We start from the raw sequence: 25085 nt of genomic DNA on the forward strand, positions 1-25085 counted from the left end.
GCCGGTCAGCGGTAACGGCGTCGCGGCTCGCGCGTCCTGAGGACGAACGAGACCATGCCGATGAGACCGGCGGCCAGGAAGTACCAGCCGAGGTCTCGCGCCCACACCAGAGCCGGGGTCGTGGTGGAGCTGAGGGGGACCTCGTCCACCATGGCACCCGGCTCGAACCATGTCAGGGAGTCGATCGTCGCGCCGTCCGGCCCGATGATCGCACTCGTCCCGACGGTCGAGATGTTGACCACGCTGCGCCCGGTCTCGATGGCCCGCAGGCGAGCGATGGCGAGCTGCTGGACGCTCTCGTCCGTCCGGCCGAAGTCGGCGTTGTTGGTCTGCCCGAGGATGACCTGGGCTCCCCCGTCGACCATCGCGTTCGTCAGCGCGTCGTCCGAGATGTCGAAGCAGATCGCGATGCCTGCGAGGACGCCGTTCACGTCGAAGACGTTGGGACGGGTGCCGATCGAGTAGTCCCGGCTCACCAGGTCGACCAGGTCCGGAGCGAACATCCGCCAGAACGCGCGGTCCGGCATGTACTCGGCGAACGGGACGGGATGCACCTTGTCGTAGACCTGCGTCGCCCCCTCCCCCGCCTTCCAGAGCAGCGAGCTGTTGTAGAAGACGTCGTCCGAGGGGTTCGTGATCGTGCCCACGATGAACGGCGCGTCCATCGTCCGGCTGAGGTAGTCGAGGACGGCGGCCGATTGGGCGTTCCGGGTCGGATCGATGTCGACGCCGTTCTCGGGCCACACCACCATGTCGACGTCCTGGTCGAGGATCGGCAGCGTCGCCGAGGTGTGGTCCTCGAGGATCTGCCCGCGGTAGCTCTGCGAGAAGAGGCCCGCATCGGAGTCGCCCTGGACGGCGGCGATCCGGGTCGTGCCCTCCGTCGGTGCCGGCCAGGCGGGGAACACCAGCGCCACGATCGCGAAGCCCGCGAGAGCGCTGACCCGGGCGGAGGCCGGGACGGACATCTCGCGGACGGCCTGCGCGAGCACGGCCGCGAGGAACGCCACCACGAAGCCGAGGCCGGCGAAGCCGATCCACGCCGCGAGACCGGAGAGCGGGCCGAGGGACTGCGAGATCGCGAGGCGGCCCCAGGCGAAGCCGCCGTAGGGCCAGACGCTGGTGATCGACTCGCGCCCGATCCAGAGCGCCCCCAGGAGGGCGGGGAGGCCGACCATCCGGCCGAGCGGTCCCGTCCAGACGCGGTGGCCGCGCGTGGAGACGACCGCCATCAGCCCCGCGGAGAGCGCGAAGAAGATCGCCTGCAGGCCGGCGAGGGCCGCCCACGGGACCGGGCCGAGGTAGAGGGTCAGCCACTCGATGTGGACGCCCCAGAAGACCGCTCCGCCGACGAGGCCGACGAGGCTCCCGCTCCAGAAGCCGCGCCCCGCCAGCGCGAACAGGATCGCCGCGGCGCCCACGATCGCCAGCGGCCAGACGTCGGAGTCGGGGAAGCCGCGGTCGAGCACGGCGCCGCCGAGGGCGGCGAGGGGCAGCGCCACCCACAGCGGAACGGTCCGCCCGTCGGGCGGAGGAGCGATCGGCGTCATGCGACCGTCGAGTACGCGACGATGCCGCGGCGGACCAGGTCGAGGGCGGTCCGGGCCGCGCGGCCGACCTTGCCCTCGGCGACGACGGAGAGCTGGTCGAGGAGGTCGATGGTCTGCTTCGCCCAGCGCACGAAGTCGCCGGCGGCCATGTCGGACTCGCGGAGCACCATGTCGAGCGGCATGCCCTTGGCCCACATGTTCATCGACAGCGCCAGGCTCGTCGAGATCGGGTTGCTGCCCGGCAGGCGGTGCTCCCGCTCGACGTCGTCGAGCCGGGCCCACAGAAGCTGGGTCCTCTCCAGCGCCTCGGGGAACGCGCCGCGGGGCAGGAACTGCTCGCCGAGCGTCCCCTCCTCGCGTCGCGGCTCGAAGACCAGGCAGCACGCCATCGCCGCGAGGCCGGCCGGATCGAGCTCCGTCCACGCCTGCTTCCGGAGGCACTCGGCGACGAGCAGGTCCCGCTCCCCGTAGATCCGGCGGAGCGTGCGACCGTTGGGCGTCAGCGAGAGCTCGCCGACCTCGTCCCGGCGGAAGTAGCCGAGCTCGAGCAGCACGTCCGTGATGTGGTCGAAGATGCGGGCGACGGCGCCGGTGCGCGAGCGGATCTGGCGCTCGATCTCGTCGGTCTCGCGGCGCAGCTTCCACCAGCGCTCGGCCCAGCGCGCGTGCTGCTCGCGGTCGGAGCAGGCGTGGCACGGGTGCGCCTTCATCCGACGCCGCAGGCTCGTGAGCTGTCCCTGGCGCTTCTCGCGCTCGGCGTGGGAGGCCGACTCGCCGCGCACCGCGCCCCGGCGCTCGAGGTCGCCGATCTCACGGCGGATCGCCGCGTACTGCTCGAAGTCGCCCAGGTGGCACTGCATCGCCGTGACGTAGCCCGCCATCGACTCCTCCTGCTGGCGGACCCGGCGGGCGAGATCGACGACGGACCGGTCGGCCTGGAACTGCGCGAACGACGACTCGAGGATCTCGCGCGTGCGCACCCGCCCGAACTGCTCGATCAGGTTCGCGGCCATGTTGTAGCTGGGGCGGAAGCTGGAGTTGAGCGGGTAGGTCCGCCGGGAGGCGAGGGACGCGACCGCCTGAGGGTCCATCCCGCCGCGCCACTGGATCACCGAGTGGCCCTCGACGTCGATGCCGCGTCGGCCCGCCCGGCCGGTGAGCTGGGTGTACTCCCCCGGTGTGATCGGGACGCGCGCCTCGCCGTTGAACTTCTCGAGCTTTTCGAGGACGACCGTGCGGGCCGGCATGTTGATGCCGAGCGCGAGCGTCTCGGTCGCGAAGACCACCCGCACGAGCCGGCGCAGGAACAGCTCCTCGACGACCTCCTTGAAGGCGGGGAGCATCCCGGCGTGGTGCGCGGCGACGCCCCGCTGGAGTCCGTCGAGCCACTCCCAGTAGCCGAGCACCGCGAGGTCCTCGTCGCGGATCGTCCGGCACCGCTCCTCGACGATCGCGCGGATCTCGTCGCGCTCGTGGCGCTCGGTGAGGCGCACGCCCGACCGCAGCACCTGGCGCACGGCCTGGTCGCAGCCCGCACGGCTGAAGACGAAGAAGATCGCGGGGAGGAGGTTCTTGCCGCGGAGGATCTCGACGACCTCCGAGCGCAGCACGAGCTCCTCGGTGCGCTGCTCTGGGTAGCGGCCGCGACCGCCTCGGCCGTTGCGGCCGCCCCTGCCGCCGCGCTCGACCCGGGAGCCGCCCTGGGCCATGCGGGCGAGCTCGGGGTTCACCCGGTTCGTCGCCGCCCGACCGGAGGAGTCGAAGAGGTCGACCAGCTTGCCGCCCACCAGGACGTGCTGGTCGAGCGGGACGGGCCGCTCCTCGGAGACGATGACCTCGGTCTCGCCCCGGACGGTCTGGAGCCAGTCGCCGAACTCCTCGGCGTTCGACACGGTCGCGCTGAGCGAGACCAGCCGCACGCGCTGCGGGAGGTGGATGATGACCTCCTCCCAGACGGCGCCGCGGAAGCGGTCGGCGAGGTAGTGCACCTCGTCCATCACGACGTAGGCGAGGTCGCGCAGGAGGTCCGAGTCGGCGTACAGCATGTTGCGCAGCACCTCGGTCGTCATCACGACGATGCGGGCGCGCGCGTTGACGTTGGAGTCGCCGGTCAGCAGACCGACCTCGGAGGCTCCGTAGTCCTCGACGAACTCCTGGAACTTCTGATTGCTCAGCGCCTTCATCGGCGTCGTGTAGAAGACCTTGGCCGTCGGGTCCTGCATGGCCAGGTGGATCGCGAACTCGGCCACCGCCGTCTTGCCGGCGCCGGTGGGCGCGGCGACGAGGACGCTGTGGCCGTCGTCGAGAGCGCTGCAGGCCTCGTACTGGAAGGGGTCGAGGTCGAACGCGAGGGTCGAGCGGAACGCCTCGACCCTCGCGTGGCCCTGGCGCGTCCGGAACGCGGCGAACCGCTCGGCGGGAGACGGTCCGGTCACGCGGGCAGGTCGGAGGGGCTGCCGTCGAACACCAGCTGGCGCTTGGCGGCGCGCCGGTCGTGCAGGATCGCGATCCCGCAGGCGAGGAAGAACAGGAAGATGATCGGGATGGCCAGGAGGAACATCGAGATCGGGTCGGCCGCGGGGGTCGCGATCGCCGTGAAGAGCACGATCGCCATGATCGCGATGCGCCACGACTTGAGGATCAGCATGCCGGGGAGGATGCCGAGGAAGTTGAGGAGCACCAGGAAGACGGGCAGCACGAAGGCGATGCCGACGACCAGCACGAGCTTGAGAACGAACTCGTAGTAGATCTTGGCGTCGAGGAAGCTCGCCGCGTTGCTGCCGGTGAAGCTCGTCAGGAGCTCCACGATGTGCGGGAACACGAACCAGCCGGCCGCACAGCCCGCGAAGAACAGCGGGATGGCGGTGAGGATGAAGCCGAGGCCGTACCGCATCTCCTTGCGGGTCAGGCCCGGGACGAGGAACGCCCAGATCTGGTAGAGCCAGACCGGGCTCGCCAGGACGATGCCCACCGTGATGGCGATCTGCAGCCGCAGATCGAAGGCACCGGCGATCGTCGGGAAGTTGAGGATCGCCTCCTTGCCCTGGGTGGAGGCCACCTCGGAGATCGGAGCCTTGAGGGCCTCGAAGACCCACTCCGAGACGAACCACCCCGCGACGCACGCGATGACGATCGCGATCGCCGACTTGAAGAGCCTGTTGCGAAGCTCGACGAGGTGCGCCCCGAGCGACATGCGCCCGTCGGGGTTCTTCGTCCGCTTCGTCCGTGGCTTCTTCGGTGCCACGGACGTCATTACTTGAGCGGGGACTCGGGCGGCGTGGTGGTGCCGGTGCCGGTGGTCGTGCCGGTGGATCCGGCGACGGTGCCGGTGGTCCCCTCGGTCGACTCACGGCGCTCGGTGCCGTCCTCGTCCTTCATGGTCTTGACCTCGCTCTTGAAGATCCGCATCGACTGCCCGACACTACGGGCCAGCTGCGGGAGCTTGGGCGCACCGAACAGGAGGAGGATCACGGCGAGGATGATGAGGAGGTGCCACCCCTGGAGGCCAGCGAACATTGCAGACTCACTTCACTTGTCGGTTGCGGTGTACGAGGAGCTTACCCCGTTCGACCCGTCCTGACCGGCGGAGATCGATCCTGTCGCGACGTGCGTCACGCCGGCCCTCGTGCGCACGCCTCACGTCGTCGCGATCGGCGAACAGCGACGAGGGCGGCCGGGGCGGCAGGTCGTCCGTCACTCCAGGACTCAGTGTCTCGAGTTTCGCGGTGACCTCGGACAGCTGTCCGAGGAGCACCTTCCCCTTGCGCCAGTAGGAGAGGGCGAAGAGGACCAGCATCGCCAGAGCGCCCAGCGCGAGGCCGAGCCAGATCAGGATCCACGACCACCAGGTCACGACGGCTCCCCCTCGTTCGCGGCGAGCGCGGAGGCCGCCCAGTGCGCCACCGCGGAGCGCGCCTCGGGGGGTGCCACCACGGTGACGAGACCCGCCAACGACGCCACCAGGCGCGTCAATCCCTCCAGATGGGCGACGCGGAGACGGACGAGGACACCGTGGTCCTCCTCCCCCGGCACGGGATCGGGGAACTCGGCGTCGGCCGCGTAGTCGCCCAGCAGCACGACGGCGCTGGGGGCGACGCGCAGGTCCACGACGAGATCGGAGGCGGAGGCCTCGAAGAGCCGTTCCGAGAGGGTCACCTCGTTGCGACGCCGGACGATCGGCGTCCCCGTGTCGCGGAGGGAGCGCATCCTGTCGACCCGGAACGTCCTGACGCCCTCGCGGAGGTGGTCCCATCCGCGCAGGTACCAGTCCCGGTCGACCGATTCGAGCACGAAGGGGTCGACGAGCCGGGACTCGGTCTCGCCGCGGGCGCTGCGGTAGTCGAAAGCGACCTGCGTCGCCGAGCCCATCGCTGTCCGCAGGAGCGCCACAGCGCTGTCCGCGCCCGTGCCGCGCGAGACCGCGACCGCGCTCGGGGCCGAGGAGGCGCCGCGCGCGAGCTTCCCCATCAGCGAGGCGATCCGGTCGTTGCCCTGGTTCTCGGGCAGCGCTGCGAGGTACTGCATGCCGGCGATGAGGGCGGCGGCCTCCCGCGCCGAGAACCTCGGCGAGTCGTCGATCGCGACCTGGTGGGTGAGGACGACGTGGTCGTTCTCCTCGAAGTCGTCCCAGCCGATGTCGAAGAGGTCGTTCGCCTGGTACTGCGCGGTCTCGCCGGGGATGCCCGAGACGGCGATGAGGCGCACCGCGCGGCGCACCTCCTCCTCCGGGATCTCGAAGTGCGCGGCGACCTCGGCGACGGAGACGCGACCCCGGTCGAGCAGATAGGGAACGAGGGAGAGGAGGACGGCCAGTCGGTCGCGCGCCTGCAGGGAGCGGGGTCTAGCCACGGGGATCCCCTCCATGGTCGTCCAGGGTGCGGCGGAGGCGGTCGAGGACGCGGCGGCGGAGCTCCTCCGGCTCGAGCACCCGCACCTCGGGACCGTGACCGGCGAGCTCGTCCGCGAGCACGTCCGGGTCGGTGTAGTGCAGGCGCAGCAGGCCCTGGCCCTCGCCCTCGGCCTCGGCACGCCCGCCGAGACGGAGGGCGGCGTCGGAGTCGGGGGCGACGCGCAGGAGCGCGCTGTTGCGCTGCAGGATCTCGTCGAGCTGGGCGAGAGCGGTCGCCGCGTGGTCCCCCTCCGCGGGAGGCGCGGTGCGGCCGGTGGAGGCGACCGGCCCGACGATCCGCGACAGGAGGAAGGTCCGCGTGCCCTCGGCGCCCTCGTCCCAACCGTGGAGGTGCCAGCGCCCCTGGTGGTTCACCAGGGCGCGGGGCTGCACGGTGCGCACGCGCGGCTCCTCGCCGCCGGGCTTCAGATAGGGGAAGCGGACGACCTGGCCGCGGTCGAGCGCGGCGTTGAGCGGCTCGAACGAGGACTCGCGAACCCGGATCGAGGGGCTGATGCCGATGACGGGGTCGACGGACTCGACCCCGATCGAGCGCAGCTTGATCAGCGCGCGCCGCGACTCCGCCGAGAGCGTCCCCTCGCGCCAGACCGCCCCGGCCAGGCGGAGCAGCGCGAGCTCCTCCGGATCGAAGGTCAGGTCGGCCGGGAGGTCGTAGCTGCGCTTCGCGATGCGGTACCGGACGGTCTGGGTGTTGCCCGGGTCGCCCGGGGCGTCGACCGTCTCGATCGGGATACCCAGCTCGCGCAGGTCGTCCTTGTCGCGCTCGAACTGGCGCTCGAGCGAGGTCCGGTCGCCCCGGCCGACCCGCTGCCGGTAGCCCTGCACCGTGGAGAGGACGTCGGCCTTCGTCAGTCCGTTCTCGGCCGCGACGAGCGCGAGCACGAGGTTGAACAAACGCTCCTCGGCCGGGACGCGGCTCGAGGACGGGGCGTCGGAAGGCACGCCCTCCAGTCTAGGGCCGGGCTCGGTCAGACCTTTCCGAGGATGTCGGCGACGAAGATCAGCGTCGCGCCGCCGGGGATCCCGCCCTGGGGGGAGCCCTGGTCGCCGTAGCCCTGGTCCGGCGGGATGACCGCGATGACCTGGGATCCGACGGGCTGGCCGATGAGGGCGTCGGCGAATCCGGCGATGACTCCGCCCTGGGTGGTCGAGCCGTCGGCGGCCGTGAAGACGGCGGGAGCGCCCTTCTCCCAGCTGGAATCGAACACCTTCCCGTCGCTCCACTGCCAGCCGGTGTAGGCCACGACGACCTGGTCGCCCTCGGCGACGACGTCGCCGTCGCCCTTCTTGAGCTGGGCGATGCGGAGGTCGGACGGCGCGTCGCCCGAGGGCTTCGCGAGCCCCGGGCGTCCGTCGTCGCCGAGCGTCACCGTCGGGAAGCCGTCGGGCGCGGGCTGGACGGCGCCGTTCGCGCGGGCCAGCGAGGCCTCGCGGACGTCCGCGACGAGCACGAGCGTGTCGTCCTCCGAGATGCCGAGCTGCGACGAGGACTGGCCGAAGCCGTCCTCGGGGGCGATCGCGATGGCGACGCGCGAGCCGACCTGCGTGCAGAGGAGGCCCTCGTTCAGGCCGACGAGCCCGGCTCCGCCGACGCCGAAGCGGGCGGTGCTCGACCCGTCGTAGGGCGAGGTCTCGAGGACCGTGCCGTCCGCTCCGTTGACCAGGGTGTAGTCGATGGTGACGAGCTGGCCCTTCTCGAGGGGTGCGCCCGAGCCCTCGATGAGGGTGCTGACCTGCGTGCCGTCCGCCTTCAGCGGCGTCGGGACGCTGACGTCCGGCTTCGCTCCGAAGTCGCCCGTGGCGCTGACCGCCGCCGAGGAGTCGCCGGAGGAGAACGGAGCGTCGCAGTCCGCCTGCGAGGAGGACGCGGTGCATCCGGTGAGAGCGGCGACGATGCCGATGCCGGCGATGAGCGCGGTGGTCCTGCGCACGGGTCCTCGATTCGAGAGAAGGGGAGCGGTGACGCCCGAGGTGGAGACGGCCCGGAGGCCGGGAACAGCTTAGAGGATGCCCTCGTCGTCGGGCTCCGCGGTCTCCTCGCCGAACCCGCGGGCCCGGGAGAGCTCGGCGCTGGTGGCGGACTCGCGGACCCGCTTGCGCAGGCTCTTGGGGCTCACGGCGCGCTCGCCGAGCGCGCCGGGGGTCCAGGCCTCCACGTCCTCGTCGCTGAAGTCCGTCTTCGACGGGCGGCGCTTGAGCTCGGGGAGCACGGTGTCCGGAGCGAGCCGGCGAGCGGTGATGAGGAAGCCGGTGTGGCCGATCATCCGGTGGTCCGGCCGGACCGCGAGGCCCTCGACGTGCCAGCCGCGGACCATGGTCTCGTTCGACGACGGGTTCGTGAACAGGCCCGAGGCGCGGATCGCCTCCGCCGTCCGCGAGAGCTGCGTGACGGTGGCCACGTAGCAGAGGAGCACTCCCCCGGGCGTGAGAGCCTCGGCGGCGACGTCGAGGCACTCCCAGGGCGCGAGCATGTCGAGCACGACGCGGTCGGCTTCGCCGGACGGGACCGTGCCGGGCAGCGCCTCGACGAGGTCGCCGACGGTGACGCTCCAGTTGTCGGGCGTGTAGCCGAGGAAGGTCTCGATGTTCGCCCGTGCGACATCCGCGAACTCCTCGCGCCGCTCGAACGACGACAGCCGGCCGGTCGGACCCACCGCCCGCAGCAGCCAGAGCGAGAGCGCGCCGGAGCCGACACCGGCCTCGACCACGCGGGCGCCGGGGAAGACGTCGGCGAGGGCGAGGATCTGGGCCGCGTCCTTCGGGTACACGATCGCCGCGCCGCGGGGCATCGACATCACGAAGTCGGCGAGGAGAGGGCGCAGCGCGAGGTGCTCGACGCCGACGGTGTTGGTCACCACCGAGCCGTCGGGCAGCCCGATCACCGTGTCGTGCTCGATGCCGCCCCGGTGCGTGTGGAACACCTTGCCGGGAACGAGCGTGATGGTGTTCATCCGCCCCTTGGGTCCCGTCAGCTGGACGCGGTCCCCCGCGCGGAAGGGTCCGGAATGCTGCAGTGCCTCACCGGTCATCGGCGGGCCTCCGTCTCGGTCGTGGCCGGGCCGGAGCCGCGGTGCTCGGAGGACACCGTCGCGAGGTCCGCGACGGTGCGGCCCGCGAGGGTGGGCCAGAGGGCGTAGGGGGCGGCGGGGTCCAGCTCCAGCTGGTGCGGGACGCCGATCGCCGCGGCTCCGGAGGCGACGGCCGCGCCGAGGCCCGTGAGGGAGTCCTCGATCGCGACGCAGGCGGCGATGTCGACGCCGAGGGTGCTCGCGGCGAGGAGGTACGCCTCGGGGTGGGGCTTGCTGCGCTCGACCATGTCGCCGCTGACGACGGCGGCGAAGGCGGGGAACGGGATCCGGTCCACGACGGCCGCGGCCATCCGCGAGATCGACATCGTGACCAGCGCCTGCGGCACACCCGCCTCGGACACCGCGCGCAGCAGCTCGAGCGCGCCCGGTCGCCACGGGATGCTCACGGCCAGCTGGTCGACGACCTCGTCGGTCATCCGGTCGATGATCGCGTCGACGGAGAGGTCGACGCCCTTGCCCTGCAGGATGCGGGCGGCGGCGGGCAGGCCCGAGCCGACGAGTCCCATCGCGTCCTCGTGGGTCCACACTCCGCCGAAGGAGGAGACGAGCGCGTGCTCCGACGCCATCCAGTACGGCTCGGTGTCGACGAGCGTCCCGTCCATGTCCCAGAGGACGGCGGCGGGGGCGGACGCTCCTCCGAGCGACTCGGAGGACAGCGGCCGGGCGGAGGTCTCGGGAGTCACGAGCGACCATGGTACCGGCAGGGCCGCGCCCCTCCCCGGCCGCGGGCCGAGAGCGAACAGCGCGGCCGATCCCGCCGGACGGGACGGGCGCGGCCGGGGGCGGTCCTATCCTGGACGGAGGGACAGGCGCGGTGTGCGCTCCCCGCACATCGAGCCGAACGCGGAGATCCTGCCTATGAACGTGATCACGGGGAACGTCCTGGTCGTGGCCTTCGAGGGCTGGAACGACGCCGGGGACGCCGCCAGCGGCGCGCTGCGGCTGGTCAAGGACGCCGGGGAGTACGTGCCCCTCTTCGCCGTCGACGCCGAGCAGTACTACGACTTCCAGTACACCCGCCCCATGCTCTCGATCGGCGAGGACGGCCGCCGCAGCCTCGCCTGGCCCGGCACCCAGATCTTCGGCCCGGCCGACACCTCGGTCGACGCCGAGAGCGCGCTGTACCTCATGATCGGCACCGAGCCCTCGCGCAGCTGGAAGAGCTTCGCCGCCGAGGTCGTCGACGCCATGCTCGCGATCGACATCTCCGCCGTCGTCTTCCTCGGCGCGATGCTCGCCGACGTCCCGCACACCCGGCCGATCTCGATCTTCGCCTCGAGCGAGAACGCGGAGCTGCGGAGCTCCTTCGAGCTCGAGCGCTCCAGCTACGAGGGGCCGGTCGGCATCCTCAGCGTGATCGGCGAGGCCGCGCAGAAGGTCGGCATCCCCGCCGTCTCGATCTGGGCCTCCGTCCCGCACTACGTGCACAACGCGCCCTCGCCCAAGGCGATGCTGGCGCTGCTCGAGAAGCTCGAGGAGGTCGTCGGCCTGGCGATCCCCCGCGGCGACCTCGTCGAGGAGGCGGAGGAGTGGGAGCGCGGCATCGACGCCCTCGCCGCCGAGGACGAGGAGATGGCGTCGTACATCGCCCAGCTCGAGCAGGCGCGCGACACCGTCGACTCGCCGGAGGCGAGCGGCGAGGCGATCGCCCAGGAGTTCGAGCGCTACCTGCGCCGCCGCGGCGACGGCCGCTCCGGCGAGGAGCCCTGGCGGCCGTAGCCTCCGCCGGCGCCCGCTCGTCCGAGACGGTCGTCGATCACTGGACTGTTCCCGACCGATGACCCTCCCGGCCGCCCTGACGGGACTCGAGCCGTTCGGGACTCGAGCCGTCCGGGACTCGAGGCTTACGGGACTCGAGCCTGACGGGGTTCAGGCCGGGCGCACCCCGAGCAGGGCGTCGACCGCGTCGCGCAGGAGCGACGGGTCGTCCACGCCCTCGGTCAGTGCGGCGTCGACGACGGCGAGGGCGGCCGGAGTGCCGAGGTCGTCGGCCAGCGCCTCGCGCAGCTGCGCCAGCACCTCGAGCGCCGAGCGCGGTCCCACGGCGGCGAGGGCCGACTCCCAGCGCGCCAGTCGCGCCTCGGCCGACGGCAGGTCCTCGGGCAGCCACTCCCAGTCGGAGCGGTAGTGGTGCGCGAGGAGCGCGAGGCGGATCGCCCGCGGGTCCGCGCCCTCGCTCCGCAGACGGGAGACCAGCACCAGGTTCCCGAGCGACTTGCTCATCTTCTCGCCCTGGTAGGCGACCATCCCGGCGTGCGCGTAGGCGCGGGCCAGAGGACGGCCGGACAGCGAAGCGGCGTGGCCTGCGCTGAACTCGTGGTGCGGGAAGACCAGGTCGCTCCCGCCGCCCTGCAGGGTGAACTCGGGTCCGAGCCGGTCGAGGGCGATCACCGAGCACTCGATGTGCCAGCCCGGACGGCCGCGGCCGACCTCGGCGTCCCAGGCGGGCTCGCCGGCGCGCTCGGCCCGCCAGAGCAGCGGATCGAGGGGGTCGCGCTTGCCGGCGCGCTCCGGGTCGCCCCCGCGCAGCGCCGAGAAGCGGGCCATCGACTCCGCGTCGAGCCGGCTCTCGCTGCCCAGGTGCCAGACGGCGCTCTCGGCCGCGGCGATGTCGTAGTAGAGGTCGCTCGCGCCCTCCTCCGCCGCGTCTGGAGCAGCGACGCGGTAGGCGACGCCGTCGCGCTCCAGGCGGGCGACCGCTTCCGCGATGGGATCCACGGTCTCGGTGACTCCGACGTAGTGCTGCGGAGGCAGGACGCGCAGGGCGGCCATGTCGCCGCGGAACAGCTCGACCTGCTCCTCGGCGAGGTCGCGCCAGTCGACACCGGTGGCCGTCGCACGCTCGAGCAGCGGGTCGTCGACGTCGGTCACGTTCTGGGCGTACTCGACCGTGTAGCCCGCGTCGAGCCAGACGCGCTGGACCGTGTCGAAGGCGAGGTAGGTCGACGCGTGCCCCAGATGGGTGGCGTCGTAGGGCGTGATGCCGCAGACGTAGAGGCTCGCGACTCCGCTGGGCGCGTCGAGCTCGACGGGGCCCGCGGTCGCCGTGTCGTGCAGGCGCGGTGCGCTCCCCCGGCCGGGCAGGGCGGGGACGTCGGCGGCGGTCCAGGCGCGCATCTAGGCGGCGATCAGGCCGGTGGCGAGCGCGACCATCAGGACGACGCCGAGCACGATGCGGTACACGACGAACGGGAGGAAGCTGCGGCGGGAGATATAGCTCATGAAGAACGCGATCACGACGAAGCCGACCACGAACGCGACGATGGTCGCCACGAGGGTCTCGAGCCCGCCGACCTGGACCTGGTTCGGGAGCACGACCGGGTCGCTGATGCTCTTGTACAGCTGGTAGAGACCGCTGCCGAACACCGCGGGGATCGCGAGGAGGAAGGAGTAGCGCGCCGCCGCCTTGCGCTCGTAGCCGAGGAAGAGGCCGGCGGTGATGGTGCCTCCCGAGCGCGAGACGCCGGGGATCAGGGCGAGCGCCTGCGCGCCTCCGAAGATCAGGCCGTCGCGGACGCCCAGGTCGCGCAGGCGGCGCTTCTTCGCGCCGACCGCGTCGGCGATGCCGAGCAGGATTCCGAAGAGGATGAGGGTGGTGGCCACCACCCACAGGGAGCGGAGGGTCGTCTCGATCGCGTCCTGGAAGACGAGGCCGAGGACGATGATCGGAAGGCTGCCCAGGATGATGAGCCAGCCCATGCGTGCGTCCGGGTCCGAGCGCGGGATCCGGCCGACGAGGGAGCGCGCCCAGTGCGACACGATCCGCACGATGTCGCGCCAGAAGTAGATGATGACGGCGGTCTCGGTGCCCAGCTGCGTGATCGCGGTGAAAGCGGCTCCGGTGTCGCGGCCGCCGAGACCGGGCAGCAGCTCGCTGACGATCCGGAGGTGGGCGCTGGAGGAGATGGGGAGGAATTCGGTCAGACCCTGGACGAGTCCCAGGATCAGCGCGTCGAGCAGGCCCATGCGTCACTTTCGAGGAGGGCTGGGGCGTCGTCGGCCAGCAGTCGGTCGGGATCGGTCGGTGCTGACCCGGTCCGCGGCGCCGTCAGGAGCTCAGCAGGAGATCGGTCAGGACCTTCCTGCCAAACACTAGTGCGTCCAGTGGAACGCGCTCGTCGACCCCGTGGAACAGCGCCGGGAAGTCCAGGGACGACGGCAGCTGGAGCGGCGCGAACCCGTATCCGGTGATGCCGAGCGTCGAGAGCGCCTTGTTGTCGGTGCCTCCGGAGAGCAGGTACGGGAGGACCTCGGCGCCCGGATCGAACCGGCGGATCGAGGCGGCCATGCTCTCGACGAGGGGGCCGGCGAAGGGCACCTCGAGTCCGATGTCGCGGTGCTGGACGAGGATCTCGACGTGCTCGCCCGCGAGGACCTTCAGGCGCTCGAGCACCGCATCCTCCTCGCCGGGGAGGACGCGCACGTCGATGGTGGCCTCCGCGGTGTCCGGGATGACGTTGGCCTTGTAGCCGGCCGACAGCATCGACGGATTGGCGGTGGTGCGCAGCGTCGCGGCGATGAAGCGCGAGGCGGTGCCGGTGGCGAGTGCCAGCTCCTCCGGAGTGCTGCGCTGAGGGTCGTGGCCGAGCAGGCGGGCGACCTCGTCGAGCAGCTCGCGCGTGGTGTCGGTGAGGCGGGTGGGCCACTCCTCGCTTCCGATGCGGGCGATCGCCTGCGCCAGCCGGGTGACGGCGTTCTCGGAGTTGATCTGCGAGCCGTGCCCCGCCGTGCCGTGCGCGCGGAGGGTCAGCCACATCAGCGCCTTCTCGCCCGTCTGCACGAGGTAGGCGCGCTTGCCGGCCAGCTCGATCGAGTAGCCGCCGACCTCGCTGATCGCCTCGGTCGCTCCGGCGAACAGCTCGGGCCGCTCACGGGCCAGGAATCCCGATCCCCGCACGCCGCCCGCCTCCTCGTCGGCGAAGAAGGCGATGACGAGGTCGCGGGAGGGGCGCCGCCCCTCGCGGAGGATGTCGCCGAGCGAGGCGAGGATCATCGCGTCCATGTTCTTCATGTCGACCGCGCCGCGGCCCCAGAGCATGCCGTCCTTGATCTCGCCGCCGAACGGGTCGACGCTCCAGTTGTCGGCGATGGCGGGCACCACGTCGAGGTGCCCGTGGACGACGAGGGCGCCGCGCTCGCGGTCCTCCCCCGCGACCCGCGCCACGACGCTCGTGCGTCCCGGGTCGGAGTCGATCAGCTCCGGCTCGAGGCCGAGGTCGCGCAGCTTCGCCGCGACGTACTCCGCGGCCGGGCGCTCCGGCTCCGCCTTCCCGTCGCCGTAGTTGCTGGTGTCGAAGCGGATGAGATCGCGCGCGATGAGCGCCGTCTCGTCGAGGGTGCTGTCGGTCACGGGCGCGCTGTCGATGCTGTCGGACATGCGGGCAACGGTACCGGCGCGGGCTCGACGGCGCGCGGAGGCCGGTGGGCCGGGAGGTGGCGTGAGAGGCTCCGGAACCGTGCTAATGTCTTCTTCGGCCGCGGAAACGCAGGTCGAAGGAAACACTCGTCCGGGTGGCGGAAATGGCAGACGCGCTAGCTTGAGGTGCTAGTGCCCGTATAGGGCGTGGGGGTTCAAGTCCCCCCTCGGACACACTGATCGGAACCCCTCGTCTCTCCTCGGAGAGGCGGGGGGTTCCGTCGTTTCCGGCACCTCCCTCCTCGTGTCGGTGGGAGGGATGCGGCGGGCGGAGAGAGCAGACGCCCCGCTCTTTCCCGAAGAGGCGGGGCGTCTCCTGCAGTAAACGGGCGCTCCTGCAGTAAACGGGCGCTCCTGCACCGCACGGGCGCTCCTGCACCGCAGGGCCCTCCGGCACAGACCGTGCCTCGGCGTCAGACGCCTGCTGTCGCCGGCGACCAGCCGAGAGCCGGAGCGATCGATTCCACGACAGTGCGCAGGAGCCGCGCGTTGTACTCGACCCCGAGCTGGTTGGGAACGGTGAGCAGCAGCGTGTCCGCCTCCTGCACGGCGGCGTCCGCAGCGAGCTCGGCGGCGACGGCGTCCGGCTCGCCCGTGTAGCTGCGGCCGAATCGGGCGCGGACGCCCTCGAGGGTGGCGACCTGGTCCTGCTCGCCGCGGCCGCCGAAGTACAGCCGGTCGAGATCGGTCGTGATCGGAAGAACGCTGCGCGACACGGAGACGCGCGGGGTGCGCTCCCAGCCCGCCTCGCTCCACGCGGCGCGGTACTCGCGGATCTGGCGGGCCTGCAGCTCGTCGAAGGGCACGCCCTCCTCCTCCAGGAGCAGGGTCGACGACTGCAGGTTCATGCCCTGCTCGGCCGCCCAGCGCGCGGTCGCGAAGCTGCCGGCACCCCACCAGATCCGGTCCTCGAGGCCGGGCGAGCGCGGCTCGATCGAGAGCGGGAGCGACTGGCGCGTCATCGCAGGATCGGACTGCGCGACCGGCGCCCCGGCGAGCGCCTCCCGGAGGATCCGCACCTTCTGCCGGGCGAGGTCGGCGTCGGTCATCCCCTCCGGGGGGACGAAGCCGAACGCCTCGGACCCGCGCAGGGCCGTCTCGGGCGATCCCCGGCTGACCCCGAGCTCGAGCCGGCCGTCGGAGATCAGGTCGGTGGCGGCCGCCTCCTCCGCCATGTAGAGCGGGTTCTCGTAGCGCATGTCGATGACCCCGGTGCCGATCTCGATGCGGCGGGTGCGCGCGGCGATCGCCGCCAGCAGCGGGAACGGCGAGGCGAGCTGCGGCGCGAAGTGGTGCACGCGGACGTAGGCGCCGTCGATGCCGATCTCCTCCGCCGCCTCCGCGAGCTCGATCGTCTGGAGGAGGACGTCGCGAGCAGAGCGGGTCTGAGACCCGGGGACGGACTGGTAGTGGCCGAAGGAGAGGAAGCCGATGCGCGAGACCATGCCTGCCTCAGCGCCCGGGGGTCCCCCGCTATTCCCGGAGGGTGTGCACGGCGGTCGCCGAACCGCGACAGCGCTCCCGAGGAGTCCTCAATACACGTATGGTGGTCGCGTGCCCGCTGATCGGGGCGGAGGGGGTCGTCATGGAGCGGATGGTCGGTCGCCTCGGGGCGACTCTCGGGGTCGCCATGCAGACGATCAGCGGGTCGCAGGTGCAGGCAGGCGCTCTCCGTCCGCAGCGGAACCGGGCGCCCGGTCGCGTCTCCGCGTCAGTGCGCCTCGAAGTCGGCGGAGACCGAGGCGGTGACCTCGATGTCCTCCGGCTTGAGGGCCAGCGGCTCCTCAGGAGAGGAGAACGCCTTGGCGCGGCTCATCATCGCCGAGCCGCCCTCGATGCGCGTGTGCGGGCGCAGTCCCGGCTCGAAGAGGGTCAGCACCCGCACCTCGGTCAGGCCGAGGGCCGCCGCGTAGGCCTCGGCCCGCTCGCGCGCGTCGCGCACGGCAGCGGCGCGGACCTCGCGCTCGATGCCCGCCCGTCGCGCCGCCGTCACGTCCCAGTCGACCCCCGAGATCTGTACGCCCGGCACCTCCGAGATCGAGCCGACCCAGCGCCCGAGAGCCGCGAAGTCCCGGTACTTCACCCGGACCCCGGCGGCCGCGACGTGGAACAGCTGCGAGACGTCCGAGTCCTTGATGTACCGGCGGATCGAGGAGACCGAGATCTGATCGGAGGACCACCAGGTGGCGGCGCCGGACGCCTGCTCGGCGGCCGCCTCCTCACGGACCCGCGCGTGCAGGGCGGTGACCTCGGCGAGCGCCTGGGGCCGGGATCGCGACTCGCGCCGGATCTCGAGGCGGACGGTGCCCCGCTCGGCGGGGTGGAAGTGCTGGGCGAGACCGGCGACGGTGATGGTGACCATGGCCCCATCGTGCCGTACGCACCCCGTCAGCTCCGAGCGGCGAGCATCTCCCGGATGCGGTCGGCGAGGGCCCGCTCCGTCGTCAGATTGCTGACCAGCTGGGCTCGGTGCCCCCCGCAGGCGCCTGGGAGGGGAGCTCCGCTGCTCGGGTCGACCCGGCTCAGCAGTGCCCGCTCCCCCTGGGCGATCGAGGCCTCGAGCAGGGCGAGCCGCCGCTCGAGCCTCTCGGTCTCGAAGCTCTCGGGCGTGATGTCGGACTCGCGGAAGTGGCCGGCTGTGGAAGTGGGGACGCTCATCGATGATCCGTTCCGTCGGGGGCGCCCAGGAGCGGCGCCATCACCAGGAAGACACCGGAGAACAGCGATCATGACGCGAAGGCGCGAATTGCACTGAGAAGTGGCGCGCCACCGGCGGTCAGGAGCGGAAGACGGCCAGGTTCTCGTTCTCCACGATGGCGAGGGTGCGGACGAGGCGGGTGTAGCGCTCGACGAGCTCGCCCTCCCCCGCGCCCTGTCCCAGCAGGGCCGAGATGCTCTCGGCAGGGAAGAGGGAGACGATCTCCATCGCGACGGCCCGCGCGTGCTCGGAGGAGAGAGTGCGCGCGTACTCCAGAGCGCGGGTCAGCTGCGGCCTCTCCTCCCCCTCCGGACTCGCCGACGGCGCCGTCGTGGCGGCATGCCCGAGGACCGCCACGAAGACGCGAGCGATCTCGTCGACCCGGAGTGCGCGGACCAGGGTCAGCAGACGCGAGGAGACGCGGGAGACGCCGCGCGCGAGGAGCTCTCCGCTGAGGGCGCGCACCTCGATCACGTCGCCGCCGCCGAACTCGCCGGAGACGCGCTTGATGCCCGAGGCGAACAGGCTCGAGCCGGCTCCGATGCTCCGCTCGGCCTCGAGGTTGATCTCGACGCGGCCGCGGCCGGTGGCCACTCCGGAGATCCAGCGCTGCTCCACGGGCGGATGCGCGTGCACGGCGCGGACGAGGGTGCCCGGGCCCGGCCCTCCCAGGGCGCCCAGGATGACCTCGGGGGTGCGCGCCCCGGCGATCCTGGTCGAGACGCCGTTGTGCGCGGCGAGCTCGGCGGCCCGCAGCTTGGAGCGGATGCCCCCTCGGCCGGTACCGCCCTTCTGCACGCCGATGCGGCGCAGCTCCGAGATGCCCAGCTCCTCGAGGTGCACGCCCTCGGCGATGCTGCCGGCGAAGACGCCTGGGACGTCGGTGAGCAGCAGCAGCAGGTCCGCGCCGAGGAGCATCGCCAATCCGCCGGCGACGCCGTCGTTGTCCGAGCCGGCGGAGTCGATCGTGTCGTTGCCGTTGACCACGGGCACGACTCCGGCGTCGAGGGCGTGGCGGATCGCCTCGGCTACGTGTGCCATCTGCCGGGGAGAGGCGAGGTCGGACTCGCCGATGAGGATCTGCGCGACCAGGGCGCCCGAGAGCTCGGCCACCGAGCGGTAGAAGCCCATCAGGACGGTCTGGCCCACCGCTGCCGCCAGGCGGGCGCTGATCGGCTCCTCCTGCGAGCGGGCGAAGAGCGCCCGGCCCGAGGAGACGGCGCCGGAGGAGACCAGCACGACGTCCCAGCCCAGCGCGCGGGCGGCGAAGGCGCTCTCGAGCGCGCTGGCCAGGAGAACGGGATCCGGACCCGACTGCTTGGTGACCGAGCTGGACCCCATCTTGACCACGAGGGTCCTTCTGCGCGGCGCGGCCGGGGCGGTGGCGTCGGAGTCGGCGGGGTCGGGCAGGGCGTCGTACATGGCTCCCATGGTAGAGGCGCGGCAGGAGGCCCTTCCTCGCCGAGACCCGGTGGAGAACGCCCCCGGACGGGGATGTCGGGGGCGGATGCGAGACTGCCCGGGACGTCTGGTACCTCCTCCTCAGTGCGCCTCGCCGGGCGGTCGCGGAAGGGTCCGTGCGGCTCGCCGGTGGATGTCGGTGGCGATTGACATACTCGAACACATGTTCGAACATGGGCAGATGAGCCCCCCTTCATCCCTCGTCTCCGCGGAGACGGCCGAGGCCGCAGAGCCCCTTCTGCGGCAGCTCGCGTCGGTGAAGGAGCTGCAGTCCCGCATCCGGGACATGCAGGCGACCACCCTCGAGACCAGGAGCCTCGCCACCCTGCCGGCCTTCTCCTCCGTGCTCCCGGGCGGCTCGCTCAAGCAGGGTGCCGCCTACTCGGTGGAGGGCTCGATGAGTCTGGCTATGGGGCTGCTCGCCGGCCCGTCCGCCGAGGGCTCGTGGTGCGGCGTGGTGGGCGTCCCGGAGTTCGGGGCCGAGGCCGCGGCAGGCATGGGGATCGACCTCGAGCGCCTGGTGCTCGTGCCCGCACCGGCCGAGCACTGGCTCACCGTCACCGCCGCTCTGGTCGATGTGCTGACCGTCGTGCTCACCCGTCCGCCCGCCTCCGTCTCCTCGACCGACGTCTCGCGTCTGGGAGCACGACTGCGCCAGCGGGGTGCCGCGCTCGTGGTCCTCGGCGAGTGGCCCCAGGCCGAGGCGCGGCTCAGCATCCGCAGCAGCCGCTGGGAGGGGCTCGGCGACGGCCACGGCTACCTGCGCTCCCGGGAGGCGATGGTCGATGTGGTCGGCCGGGCCGGCACCCGGGTGCGCACGGTGCGGATGAGCATGCCCGGCGTCGAGAGCGCCTTCGGCTCCCGGGTCGAGCACGGCCGCCTGCACGAGCGGGCGGTCTGAGATGGCGAGCGCACCCGAGCTGCGGCGGACGATCCTCGTCTGGTGCCCCGACTGGCCCCTCCTCGCGGCCGCCGCCGACGCCGGCCTCGGCGCCGAGCACCCCCTGGCCCTCACGGAGAAGAGCCTGGTCTTCGCCTCCTCCCCCGCTGCCCGGGCGGAGGGGGTCCGGCGGGGCATGCGCGTGCGCGAGGCGCAGTCCCGTTGCACGGGTCTCGCCGTGCTCCCGTACGACCCGGTGCTCGACCACCGGGCGTTCGAGCCGCTCATCCAGGCGCTCGAGGAGATCACCCCGGGCGTCCAGCTGATCCGGCCCGGTCTGTGCGCGATCCGTGCCCGCGGTCCGCGCCGCTACTACGGGAGCGAGCAGAGCGCGGCCGAGGCGATCCTGCAACGGCTGGCCGAGCTGGGTCTCCCCGACGCCCGCATCGGGATCGCCGACGGGCTCTTCGCCTCCGAGCTCGCCGCGAAGCACTCCGGCCGCCCCGTCGCCGTCGTGCCCCCAGGAGCAGCGGCAGGCTTCCTCGCCCCTCTCCCGCTCGACGCCCTCGAGACCGAGTCCGTCGCAGCCCCTGCCCGTGCTCCCCGCCGGGGGGACGACCTGGTGGCGCTCCTGCGCAGACTCGGCGTCCGCACCCTCGGCGCCTTCGCCGCCCTCCCTCGCGAGGACGTCGCCGCCCGGTTCGGACCGGAGGGTGCCCACGCGCACCTCCTCGCCGCCGGTGCGGAGTCGGAGACGGTGGTGCCCCGGCTCCCGCCGGAGCGCCTCGACCGGGCGATGGAGTTCGAGCCCCCTCTGGACCGCATCGACCAGGCCGCCTTCGCCTTCCGCGTCCCCGCGGAGGAGTTCGTCGCCGGGCTCACCCGCGCACGGCTGGTCGCGACCGCCATCCGCATCGAGGTCGTCAGCGAGCGCGGTGAGGTCTTCTCCCGGAGCTGGCTGCACCCGAGATGGTTCACCCCGGGCGACGTGCTCGACCGGGTCCGTTGGCAGCTGCAGGGCAGCGGGGAGATCGACACCGGTCTCGGAGCGCCGATCTCGCGGCTCTGCGTCGAGCCCGAGGCGGTCGACGCGATCGGCAACCACGAGCAGGGTCTCTGGGGCACCGCTCCGGAGGAGCGCGTCCACCACGGGCTGAGCCGCGTGCAGAGCATGCTCGGGCACGAGGCCGTGATGACCGCGTCGATCGGAGGGGGTCGATCCCTCCGCGACCGCCAGCACCTGATCCCCTGGGGCGACCGGGAGCCGGGCGACGCACGGCCGAGGACCCTGCCCTGGCCCGGCTCCCTGCCGCCGCCCCTCCCGCCGACGGTCTTCGCGGAGCCCGCGGCCGTGCTGGTCCGCGGACCGAGGGGCGAACCCGTCGCGGTCGACGAGCGCGGCGCCCTCAGCTCCGTGCCCGCCTACTTCACCCCCGGGACCTCTCAGGCACGCCTGGAGCCCCTCGCCGGATGGGCGGGTCCCTGGCCGATCGACGAGCGCTGGTGGGATCCGAGCACCGCCGTCCGCTACGACCGCTTCCAGGTGGTCGACGCCGCCGGTGTCGCCTGGCTGCTGCTCTGCCTCGACGGGGTCTGGGCAGCAGAGGCCCGCTACGACTGAACCGGAGCATCCCTCCACCACCGCGAACGAGCACCGAAGGAGCCCCGATGGGCTGGAACAACCCGCCGATCCCCTGGTCGGAGTTCGAGCGCCGCCTCTCCAGCGGCAAGCGCGCCGACGGCACGGTCGTCCGGGGCGACGGCGGCGACAGCCCGGCCTGGTCGCACAAGCGCCCCGCCTACGTGGCAGGGGACGACGTCCGGCCGCCGGCTCATCCGGTGCCCTACGCCGAGCTGCACGCGCACTCCCACTTCAGCTTCCTCGACGGGGCGAGCAAGCCGGAGCAGCTGGTCGAGGAGGCGGTCCGGCTCGGCATCGACACTCTCGCGCTCACCGACCACGACGGCCTCTACGGCATCGTGAGGATGGCCGAGGCCGCGCAGGGGCACGCCGTCCGCACGGCCTTCGGAGCCGAGCTCTCGATCGGGCTCACCTCGCCTCAGAACGGGGTCGCCGATCCGGAGGGGACCCACCTGCTCGTCCTCGCGCGCCGCGAGGAGGGCTACCACCGCCTCGCCCGTGCGATCACCACCGCCCAGCTCGCCGGAGCCGAGAAGGGCAAGCCGAGCTATGACCTCGAGGAGCTCGCGCGCGCCGCCGACGGCCACTGGATCGTGCTGACGGGCTGCCGCAAGGGAGCGGTCCGTCAAGCGCTCGCCGCCGCAGGAGTGGCCGCGGCCGAGCAGGAGGTCTGCGAGCTCGTCCGGCTCTTCGGTCCCGCCAACGTCCTCGTGGAGCTGTACGACCACGGGGATCCCCTCGCCTCGCGCGCCAACGACCAGCTGGCGGCGATCGCCGAGAAGCTCCGGCTGCGGACGGTCGCCACCGGGAACGTGCACTACGCCCGGCCGGAGGAGCGCCCCCTCCAGACGGCCCTCGCCGCGGTCAGAGCACGCCGGAGCCTCGACGAGATGGACGGCTGGCTCCCCGCAGCGGGCGGCGCCCACCTGCGCTCCGGCGCCGAGATGGCCGAGCGCTTCGGCCGCTACCCCGGCTCCGTGGAGAACACGGTGCGCGTCGCCGACGAGATCGCCTTCGAGCTCGGCCGAGTCCGGCCCCGGCTGCCGCGCCAGGAGGTCCCCGAGGGGCACACCTCGATGAGCTGGCTGCGCGAGCTCGTACGCGAGGCCGTGCCGGCCAAGTACCCCCGCGCCGACGCCGACGTCCTCGCGCGCCTCGAGAAGGAGCTCGCGGTGATCGAGCAGAAGGACTTCCCGGGCTACTTCCTGATCGTCCACGACATCGTCCACTACGCCAAGCGGAACGGCATCCTCTGCCAGGGACGCGGCTCGGCCGCCAACTCGGCGGTCTGCTACGTCCTGGGCATCACGGCGGTCGACTCGATCTTCTACGACCTGCCGTTCGAGCGGTTCCTCTCCAGCATCCGCGACGAGGAGCCCGACATCGACGTCGACTTCGACTCGGAGCGACGCGAGGAGGTGATCCAGTACGTCTACCGGAAGTACGGACGTCTGAACGCGGCCCAGGTCGCCAACGTCATCACCTACCGGCCCAAGTTCGCCGTGCGCGACATGGCCAAGGCCCTCGGATACAGCGCCGGGCAGCAGGACGGCTGGTCGAAGCAGGTCGAGCGGTGGGGGTCCGTCACCGAGAGCACCGACCACGACATCCCCGAGGACGTGGTCGCCCTGACCACCCGGGTGCTGGGCACGCCCCGGCACCTGGGCATCCACTCCGGCGGCATGGTGCTGACAGACCGGCCCGTGGGCGAGGTCTGCCCGATCGAGCCCGCCCGGATGGAGGACCGCACCGTCCTGCAGTGGGACAAGGACGACTGCGCCTGGATGGGCCTGGTCAAGTTCGACCTCCTCGGGCTCGGGATGCTCGCCGCCCTGCAGTACACGTTCGACCTCGTCGCCGAGCACGTCGGCGAGAAGTGGGACCTCTCCACCCTCCCCCGGGAGGAGAAGGGCGTCTACGACCAGCTCTGCCGCGCCGATTCGATCGGGGTGTTCCAGGTCGAGAGCAGGGCGCAGATGGGCACCCTCCCCCGGCTGCAGCCGCGCCGCTTCTACGATCTGGTGATCGAGGTCGCGCTCATCCGCCCCGGCCCCATCCAGGGCGGTGCGGTCCACCCCTACATCCGCCGCAAGCTCGGCGAGGAGCCGGTGACGTACCAGCACCCCCTCCTCGTGACGCCGCTCAAGCGCACCCTCGGCGTGCCGCTCTTCCAGGAGCAGCTCATGCAGGTGGCCGTGGCCGTCGGCGACTGCAACGCGGAGGACGCCGACCTGCTGCGCCGGGCGATGGGGTCCAAGCGCGGGACCGAGAAGATCGAGACCCTCCGCGAGCGGCTCTACCAGGGGATGGCCCGCAACGGCATCACAGGCGAGGTCGCGGACGACATCTACCTCCGGATCCAGGCCTTCGCGAACTTCGGCTTCGCCGAGAGCCATGCGATCAGCTTCGCCCTGCTGGTCTACGCGAGCGCCTGGCTCCGCCTGCACTACCCCGCCGCGTTCACCGCCGCGCTGCTGAGGGCGCAGCCCATGGGCTTCTACGCCCCGCACACCCTGGTCGCCGATGCCCGACGTCACGGAGTGGAGGTCGTCTCGCCCGACGTCAACCGCTCCCTGGCGCCTCCCGGGCTCGAGGCGAAGGAGGACGCCCCCGCACCCCGTAGGGGCGGCGCCGCCTACGGGAGCGACGACTGCCTCCGCGCCGATCAGCCGCCCACGGGACTGTTCGACCGCACCGAGCACTTCCACACGGACGACCACAGGCGCGACAGCGGCTTCGTGATCCGGCTCGGGCTGGCAGGGGTGAAGGGCATCGGCACCGCGCTCGCCGAGCACATCGTCGCCGAGCGCGAACGCGGCGGACCCTACGCGAGCATGGCCGACCTCTCGCGTCGGGTCGGCACGACCGCGGCTCAGCTGGAGGCCCTCGGCGCCGCGGGCGCCTTCGACTCGCTCGGTCTGCAGCGTCGGCAGGCGCTCTGGGAGGCCGGCACCGCCGCAGGCGACCGCGAGGAGTTCCTCGCCGGCTCCACGGTCGTCGTGCAGCCCCCGCTCCTGCCGATGCTCTCCCCTCAGGAGCGCGTGGTCTTCGACTTCTGGGCCACCGGCATCTCGCCCGACGACCATCCGCTGCGCCACCTCCGCGAGGGGCTCGCTCGCCGCGGCGCCCGCTCCTCGGCCGATCTCCCCGGCATCCCCTCGGGGACCCGGATCGAGGTCGGCGGGGTCGTGATCCACCGCCAACGTCCCTCCACAGCCGGTGGAGTGACCTTCCTCAACCTCGAGGACGAGCACGGGATCCTCAACGTGATCTGCTCCGTCGGAGTATGGAACCGCTACCGCCGCGTGGCCCGCGAGGCACCCGCCCTGCTGGTCAGGGGGATCCTTGAGCGCTCCGACGAGGGGGTGACGAACCTCCTCGCCGACAGGTTCGAGACCCTCACGGTCGGCGCTCGCACCACCTCCCGCAACTTCCGATGA

Annotated in this window: 21 protein-coding genes and 1 tRNA gene; 5 read left to right on the forward strand and 17 right to left on the reverse strand. The window is 72.2% G+C overall.

The genetic code is table 11. The annotated features are described in order from the left end of the window. Positions 1 to 5: 5 nt before the first annotated feature. The 10 genes from lnt to GTU71_RS04930 all read right to left on the reverse strand — a co-directional run bounded on the left by lnt (position 6) and on the right by GTU71_RS04930 (position 10231). Positions 6 to 1550, reverse strand: a complete 1545-nt coding sequence (gene lnt / locus GTU71_RS04885; RefSeq protein WP_159939415.1) for an apolipoprotein N-acyltransferase — start codon at positions 1548 to 1550, stop codon at positions 6 to 8. After that, positions 1547 to 3985 carry a DEAD/DEAH box helicase gene (locus tag GTU71_RS04890; protein WP_104222026.1) on the reverse strand — a complete coding sequence of 813 codons (2439 nt, stop codon included), beginning with the start codon at positions 3983 to 3985 and terminating at the stop codon, positions 1547 to 1549. Before GTU71_RS04890 ends, lnt begins: the two co-directional genes overlap by 4 nt. Beyond that, positions 3982 to 4743 (reverse strand): twin-arginine translocase subunit TatC, encoded by a 762-nt coding sequence (gene tatC, locus GTU71_RS04895; RefSeq protein WP_104232683.1) that lies wholly within the window; start codon positions 4741 to 4743, stop codon positions 3982 to 3984. Before tatC ends, GTU71_RS04890 begins: the two co-directional genes overlap by 4 nt. Positions 4744 to 4802: 59 nt before the next feature. Continuing rightward, positions 4803 to 5066 (reverse strand): Sec-independent protein translocase subunit TatA, encoded by a 264-nt coding sequence (gene tatA / locus GTU71_RS04900; protein ID WP_104222022.1) that lies wholly within the window; start codon positions 5064 to 5066, stop codon positions 4803 to 4805. Positions 5067 to 5073: 7 nt separating this feature from the next. Then, on the reverse strand, positions 5074 to 5403 hold the full coding sequence (locus tag GTU71_RS04905; RefSeq protein WP_104232604.1) for a hypothetical protein: 330 nt from the start codon (positions 5401 to 5403) through the stop codon (positions 5074 to 5076). Beyond that, on the reverse strand, positions 5400 to 6398 hold the full coding sequence (locus GTU71_RS04910; protein WP_244230642.1) for a WYL domain-containing protein: 999 nt from the start codon (positions 6396 to 6398) through the stop codon (positions 5400 to 5402). Before GTU71_RS04910 ends, GTU71_RS04905 begins: the two co-directional genes overlap by 4 nt. Then, entirely contained in the window at positions 6391 to 7353 is a 963-nt protein-coding gene (locus GTU71_RS04915; protein WP_244230643.1) for a WYL domain-containing protein, read from the reverse strand. Before GTU71_RS04915 ends, GTU71_RS04910 begins: the two co-directional genes overlap by 8 nt. Positions 7354 to 7427: 74 nt before the next feature. Continuing rightward, positions 7428 to 8390: an FKBP-type peptidyl-prolyl cis-trans isomerase gene (locus tag GTU71_RS04920; RefSeq protein WP_104283653.1), complete on the reverse strand. Its 963-nt coding sequence runs from the start codon at positions 8388 to 8390 to the stop codon at positions 7428 to 7430. 69 nt (positions 8391 to 8459) lie between these two features. Beyond that, a complete protein-coding gene (locus GTU71_RS04925; protein WP_104222012.1) occupies positions 8460 to 9488 on the reverse strand; it encodes a tRNA (adenine-N1)-methyltransferase in 1029 nt (342 codons plus the stop codon). Then, a complete protein-coding gene (locus tag GTU71_RS04930) occupies positions 9485 to 10231 on the reverse strand; it encodes an HAD family hydrolase (protein WP_258068331.1) in 747 nt (248 codons plus the stop codon). The genes GTU71_RS04925 and GTU71_RS04930 overlap by 4 nt, the downstream gene beginning before the upstream one ends. Positions 10232 to 10406: 175 nt before the next feature. Between GTU71_RS04930 and GTU71_RS04935 the strand changes: the two genes are divergently transcribed. Beyond that, positions 10407 to 11267: a PAC2 family protein gene (locus GTU71_RS04935; protein ID WP_104222142.1), complete on the forward strand. Its 861-nt coding sequence runs from the start codon at positions 10407 to 10409 to the stop codon at positions 11265 to 11267. 150 nt (positions 11268 to 11417) lie between these two features. On the opposite strand, the gene mshC is transcribed toward GTU71_RS04935, so the two are convergent. The 3 genes from mshC to GTU71_RS04950 all read right to left on the reverse strand — a co-directional run bounded on the left by mshC (position 11418) and on the right by GTU71_RS04950 (position 14925). Further along, on the reverse strand, positions 11418 to 12665 hold the full coding sequence (gene mshC / locus GTU71_RS04940; RefSeq protein WP_104222010.1) for a cysteine--1-D-myo-inosityl 2-amino-2-deoxy-alpha-D-glucopyranoside ligase: 1248 nt from the start codon (positions 12663 to 12665) through the stop codon (positions 11418 to 11420). After that, a complete protein-coding gene (locus GTU71_RS04945) occupies positions 12666 to 13514 on the reverse strand; it encodes an undecaprenyl-diphosphate phosphatase (RefSeq protein WP_104222008.1) in 849 nt (282 codons plus the stop codon). Between the two features lie 82 nt (positions 13515 to 13596). Further along, positions 13597 to 14925 carry a M20/M25/M40 family metallo-hydrolase gene (locus GTU71_RS04950; protein WP_181127737.1) on the reverse strand — a complete coding sequence of 443 codons (1329 nt, stop codon included), beginning with the start codon at positions 14923 to 14925 and terminating at the stop codon, positions 13597 to 13599. Between the two features lie 128 nt (positions 14926 to 15053). On the opposite strand from GTU71_RS04950, the gene GTU71_RS04955 reads away from it, so the two are divergent. Next, positions 15054 to 15138: transfer RNA gene (locus GTU71_RS04955), tRNA-Leu, on the forward strand. 239 nt (positions 15139 to 15377) lie between these two features. On the opposite strand, the gene GTU71_RS04960 is transcribed toward GTU71_RS04955, so the two are convergent. From GTU71_RS04960 to proB, 4 genes are all read right to left on the reverse strand, one after another. Further along, complete coding sequence (locus GTU71_RS04960; protein ID WP_104283654.1) at positions 15378 to 16409, reverse strand: LLM class flavin-dependent oxidoreductase; 1032 nt, start codon at positions 16407 to 16409, stop codon at positions 15378 to 15380. 266 nt (positions 16410 to 16675) lie between these two features. After that, complete coding sequence (locus GTU71_RS04965) at positions 16676 to 17326, reverse strand: SIMPL domain-containing protein (protein ID WP_159939416.1); 651 nt, start codon at positions 17324 to 17326, stop codon at positions 16676 to 16678. Between the two features lie 26 nt (positions 17327 to 17352). After that, complete coding sequence (locus GTU71_RS04970; RefSeq protein ID WP_104250347.1) at positions 17353 to 17622, reverse strand: hypothetical protein; 270 nt, start codon at positions 17620 to 17622, stop codon at positions 17353 to 17355. A 118-nt stretch (positions 17623 to 17740) separates the two neighbouring features. Next, positions 17741 to 19084, reverse strand: coding sequence for a glutamate 5-kinase (gene proB, locus GTU71_RS04975; protein ID WP_159939417.1), 1344 nt, complete (start codon positions 19082 to 19084; stop codon positions 17741 to 17743). Between the two features lie 220 nt (positions 19085 to 19304). On the opposite strand from proB, the gene GTU71_RS04980 reads away from it, so the two are divergent. Genes GTU71_RS04980 through GTU71_RS04990 form a run of 3 tightly spaced genes read left to right on the forward strand, consistent with a single transcriptional unit; the run spans position 19305 to position 25085 of the window. Beyond that, a complete protein-coding gene (locus tag GTU71_RS04980) occupies positions 19305 to 20024 on the forward strand; it encodes a hypothetical protein (RefSeq protein ID WP_104246819.1) in 720 nt (239 codons plus the stop codon). Position 20025: 1 nt separating this feature from the next. Then, positions 20026 to 21624, forward strand: coding sequence for a DNA polymerase Y family protein (locus tag GTU71_RS04985; RefSeq protein ID WP_159939418.1), 1599 nt, complete (start codon positions 20026 to 20028; stop codon positions 21622 to 21624). A gap of 47 nt (positions 21625 to 21671) precedes the next feature. After that, positions 21672 to 25085, forward strand: a complete 3414-nt coding sequence (locus tag GTU71_RS04990) for an error-prone DNA polymerase (protein WP_159939419.1) — start codon at positions 21672 to 21674, stop codon at positions 25083 to 25085.

The sequence above is a fragment of the Rathayibacter sp. VKM Ac-2762 genome (genome assembly GCF_009866585.1).
Taxonomy (GTDB): Bacteria; Actinomycetota; Actinomycetes; order Actinomycetales; family Microbacteriaceae; genus Rathayibacter.

Coding starts and splice junctions, on each gene's coding strand:
- lnt (WP_159939415.1), bottom strand. CDS start 1,550: ATGACGCCGATCGCTCCTCCGCCCGACGGGCGGACCGTTCCGCTGTGG.
- tatC (WP_104232683.1), bottom strand. CDS start 4,743: ATGTCGCTCGGGGCGCACCTCGTCGAGCTTCGCAACAGGCTCTTCAAG.
- tatA (WP_104222022.1), bottom strand. CDS start 5,066: ATGTTCGCTGGCCTCCAGGGGTGGCACCTCCTCATCATCCTCGCCGTG.
- GTU71_RS04925 (WP_104222012.1), bottom strand. CDS start 9,488: ATGACCGGTGAGGCACTGCAGCATTCCGGACCCTTCCGCGCGGGGGAC.
- GTU71_RS04935 (WP_104222142.1), top strand. CDS start 10,407: ATGAACGTGATCACGGGGAACGTCCTGGTCGTGGCCTTCGAGGGCTGG.
- mshC (WP_104222010.1), bottom strand. CDS start 12,665: ATGCGCGCCTGGACCGCCGCCGACGTCCCCGCCCTGCCCGGCCGGGGG.
- GTU71_RS04945 (WP_104222008.1), bottom strand. CDS start 13,514: ATGGGCCTGCTCGACGCGCTGATCCTGGGACTCGTCCAGGGTCTGACC.
- GTU71_RS04950 (WP_181127737.1), bottom strand. CDS start 14,925: ATGTCCGACAGCATCGACAGCGCGCCCGTGACCGACAGCACCCTCGAC.
- GTU71_RS04960 (WP_104283654.1), bottom strand. CDS start 16,409: ATGGTCTCGCGCATCGGCTTCCTCTCCTTCGGCCACTACCAGTCCGTC.
- GTU71_RS04965 (WP_159939416.1), bottom strand. CDS start 17,326: ATGGTCACCATCACCGTCGCCGGTCTCGCCCAGCACTTCCACCCCGCC.
- GTU71_RS04970 (WP_104250347.1), bottom strand. CDS start 17,622: ATGAGCGTCCCCACTTCCACAGCCGGCCACTTCCGCGAGTCCGACATC.
- proB (WP_159939417.1), bottom strand. CDS start 19,084: ATGTACGACGCCCTGCCCGACCCCGCCGACTCCGACGCCACCGCCCCG.
- GTU71_RS04980 (WP_104246819.1), top strand. CDS start 19,305: ATGAGCCCCCCTTCATCCCTCGTCTCCGCGGAGACGGCCGAGGCCGCA.
- GTU71_RS04985 (WP_159939418.1), top strand. CDS start 20,026: ATGGCGAGCGCACCCGAGCTGCGGCGGACGATCCTCGTCTGGTGCCCC.
- GTU71_RS04990 (WP_159939419.1), top strand. CDS start 21,672: ATGGGCTGGAACAACCCGCCGATCCCCTGGTCGGAGTTCGAGCGCCGC.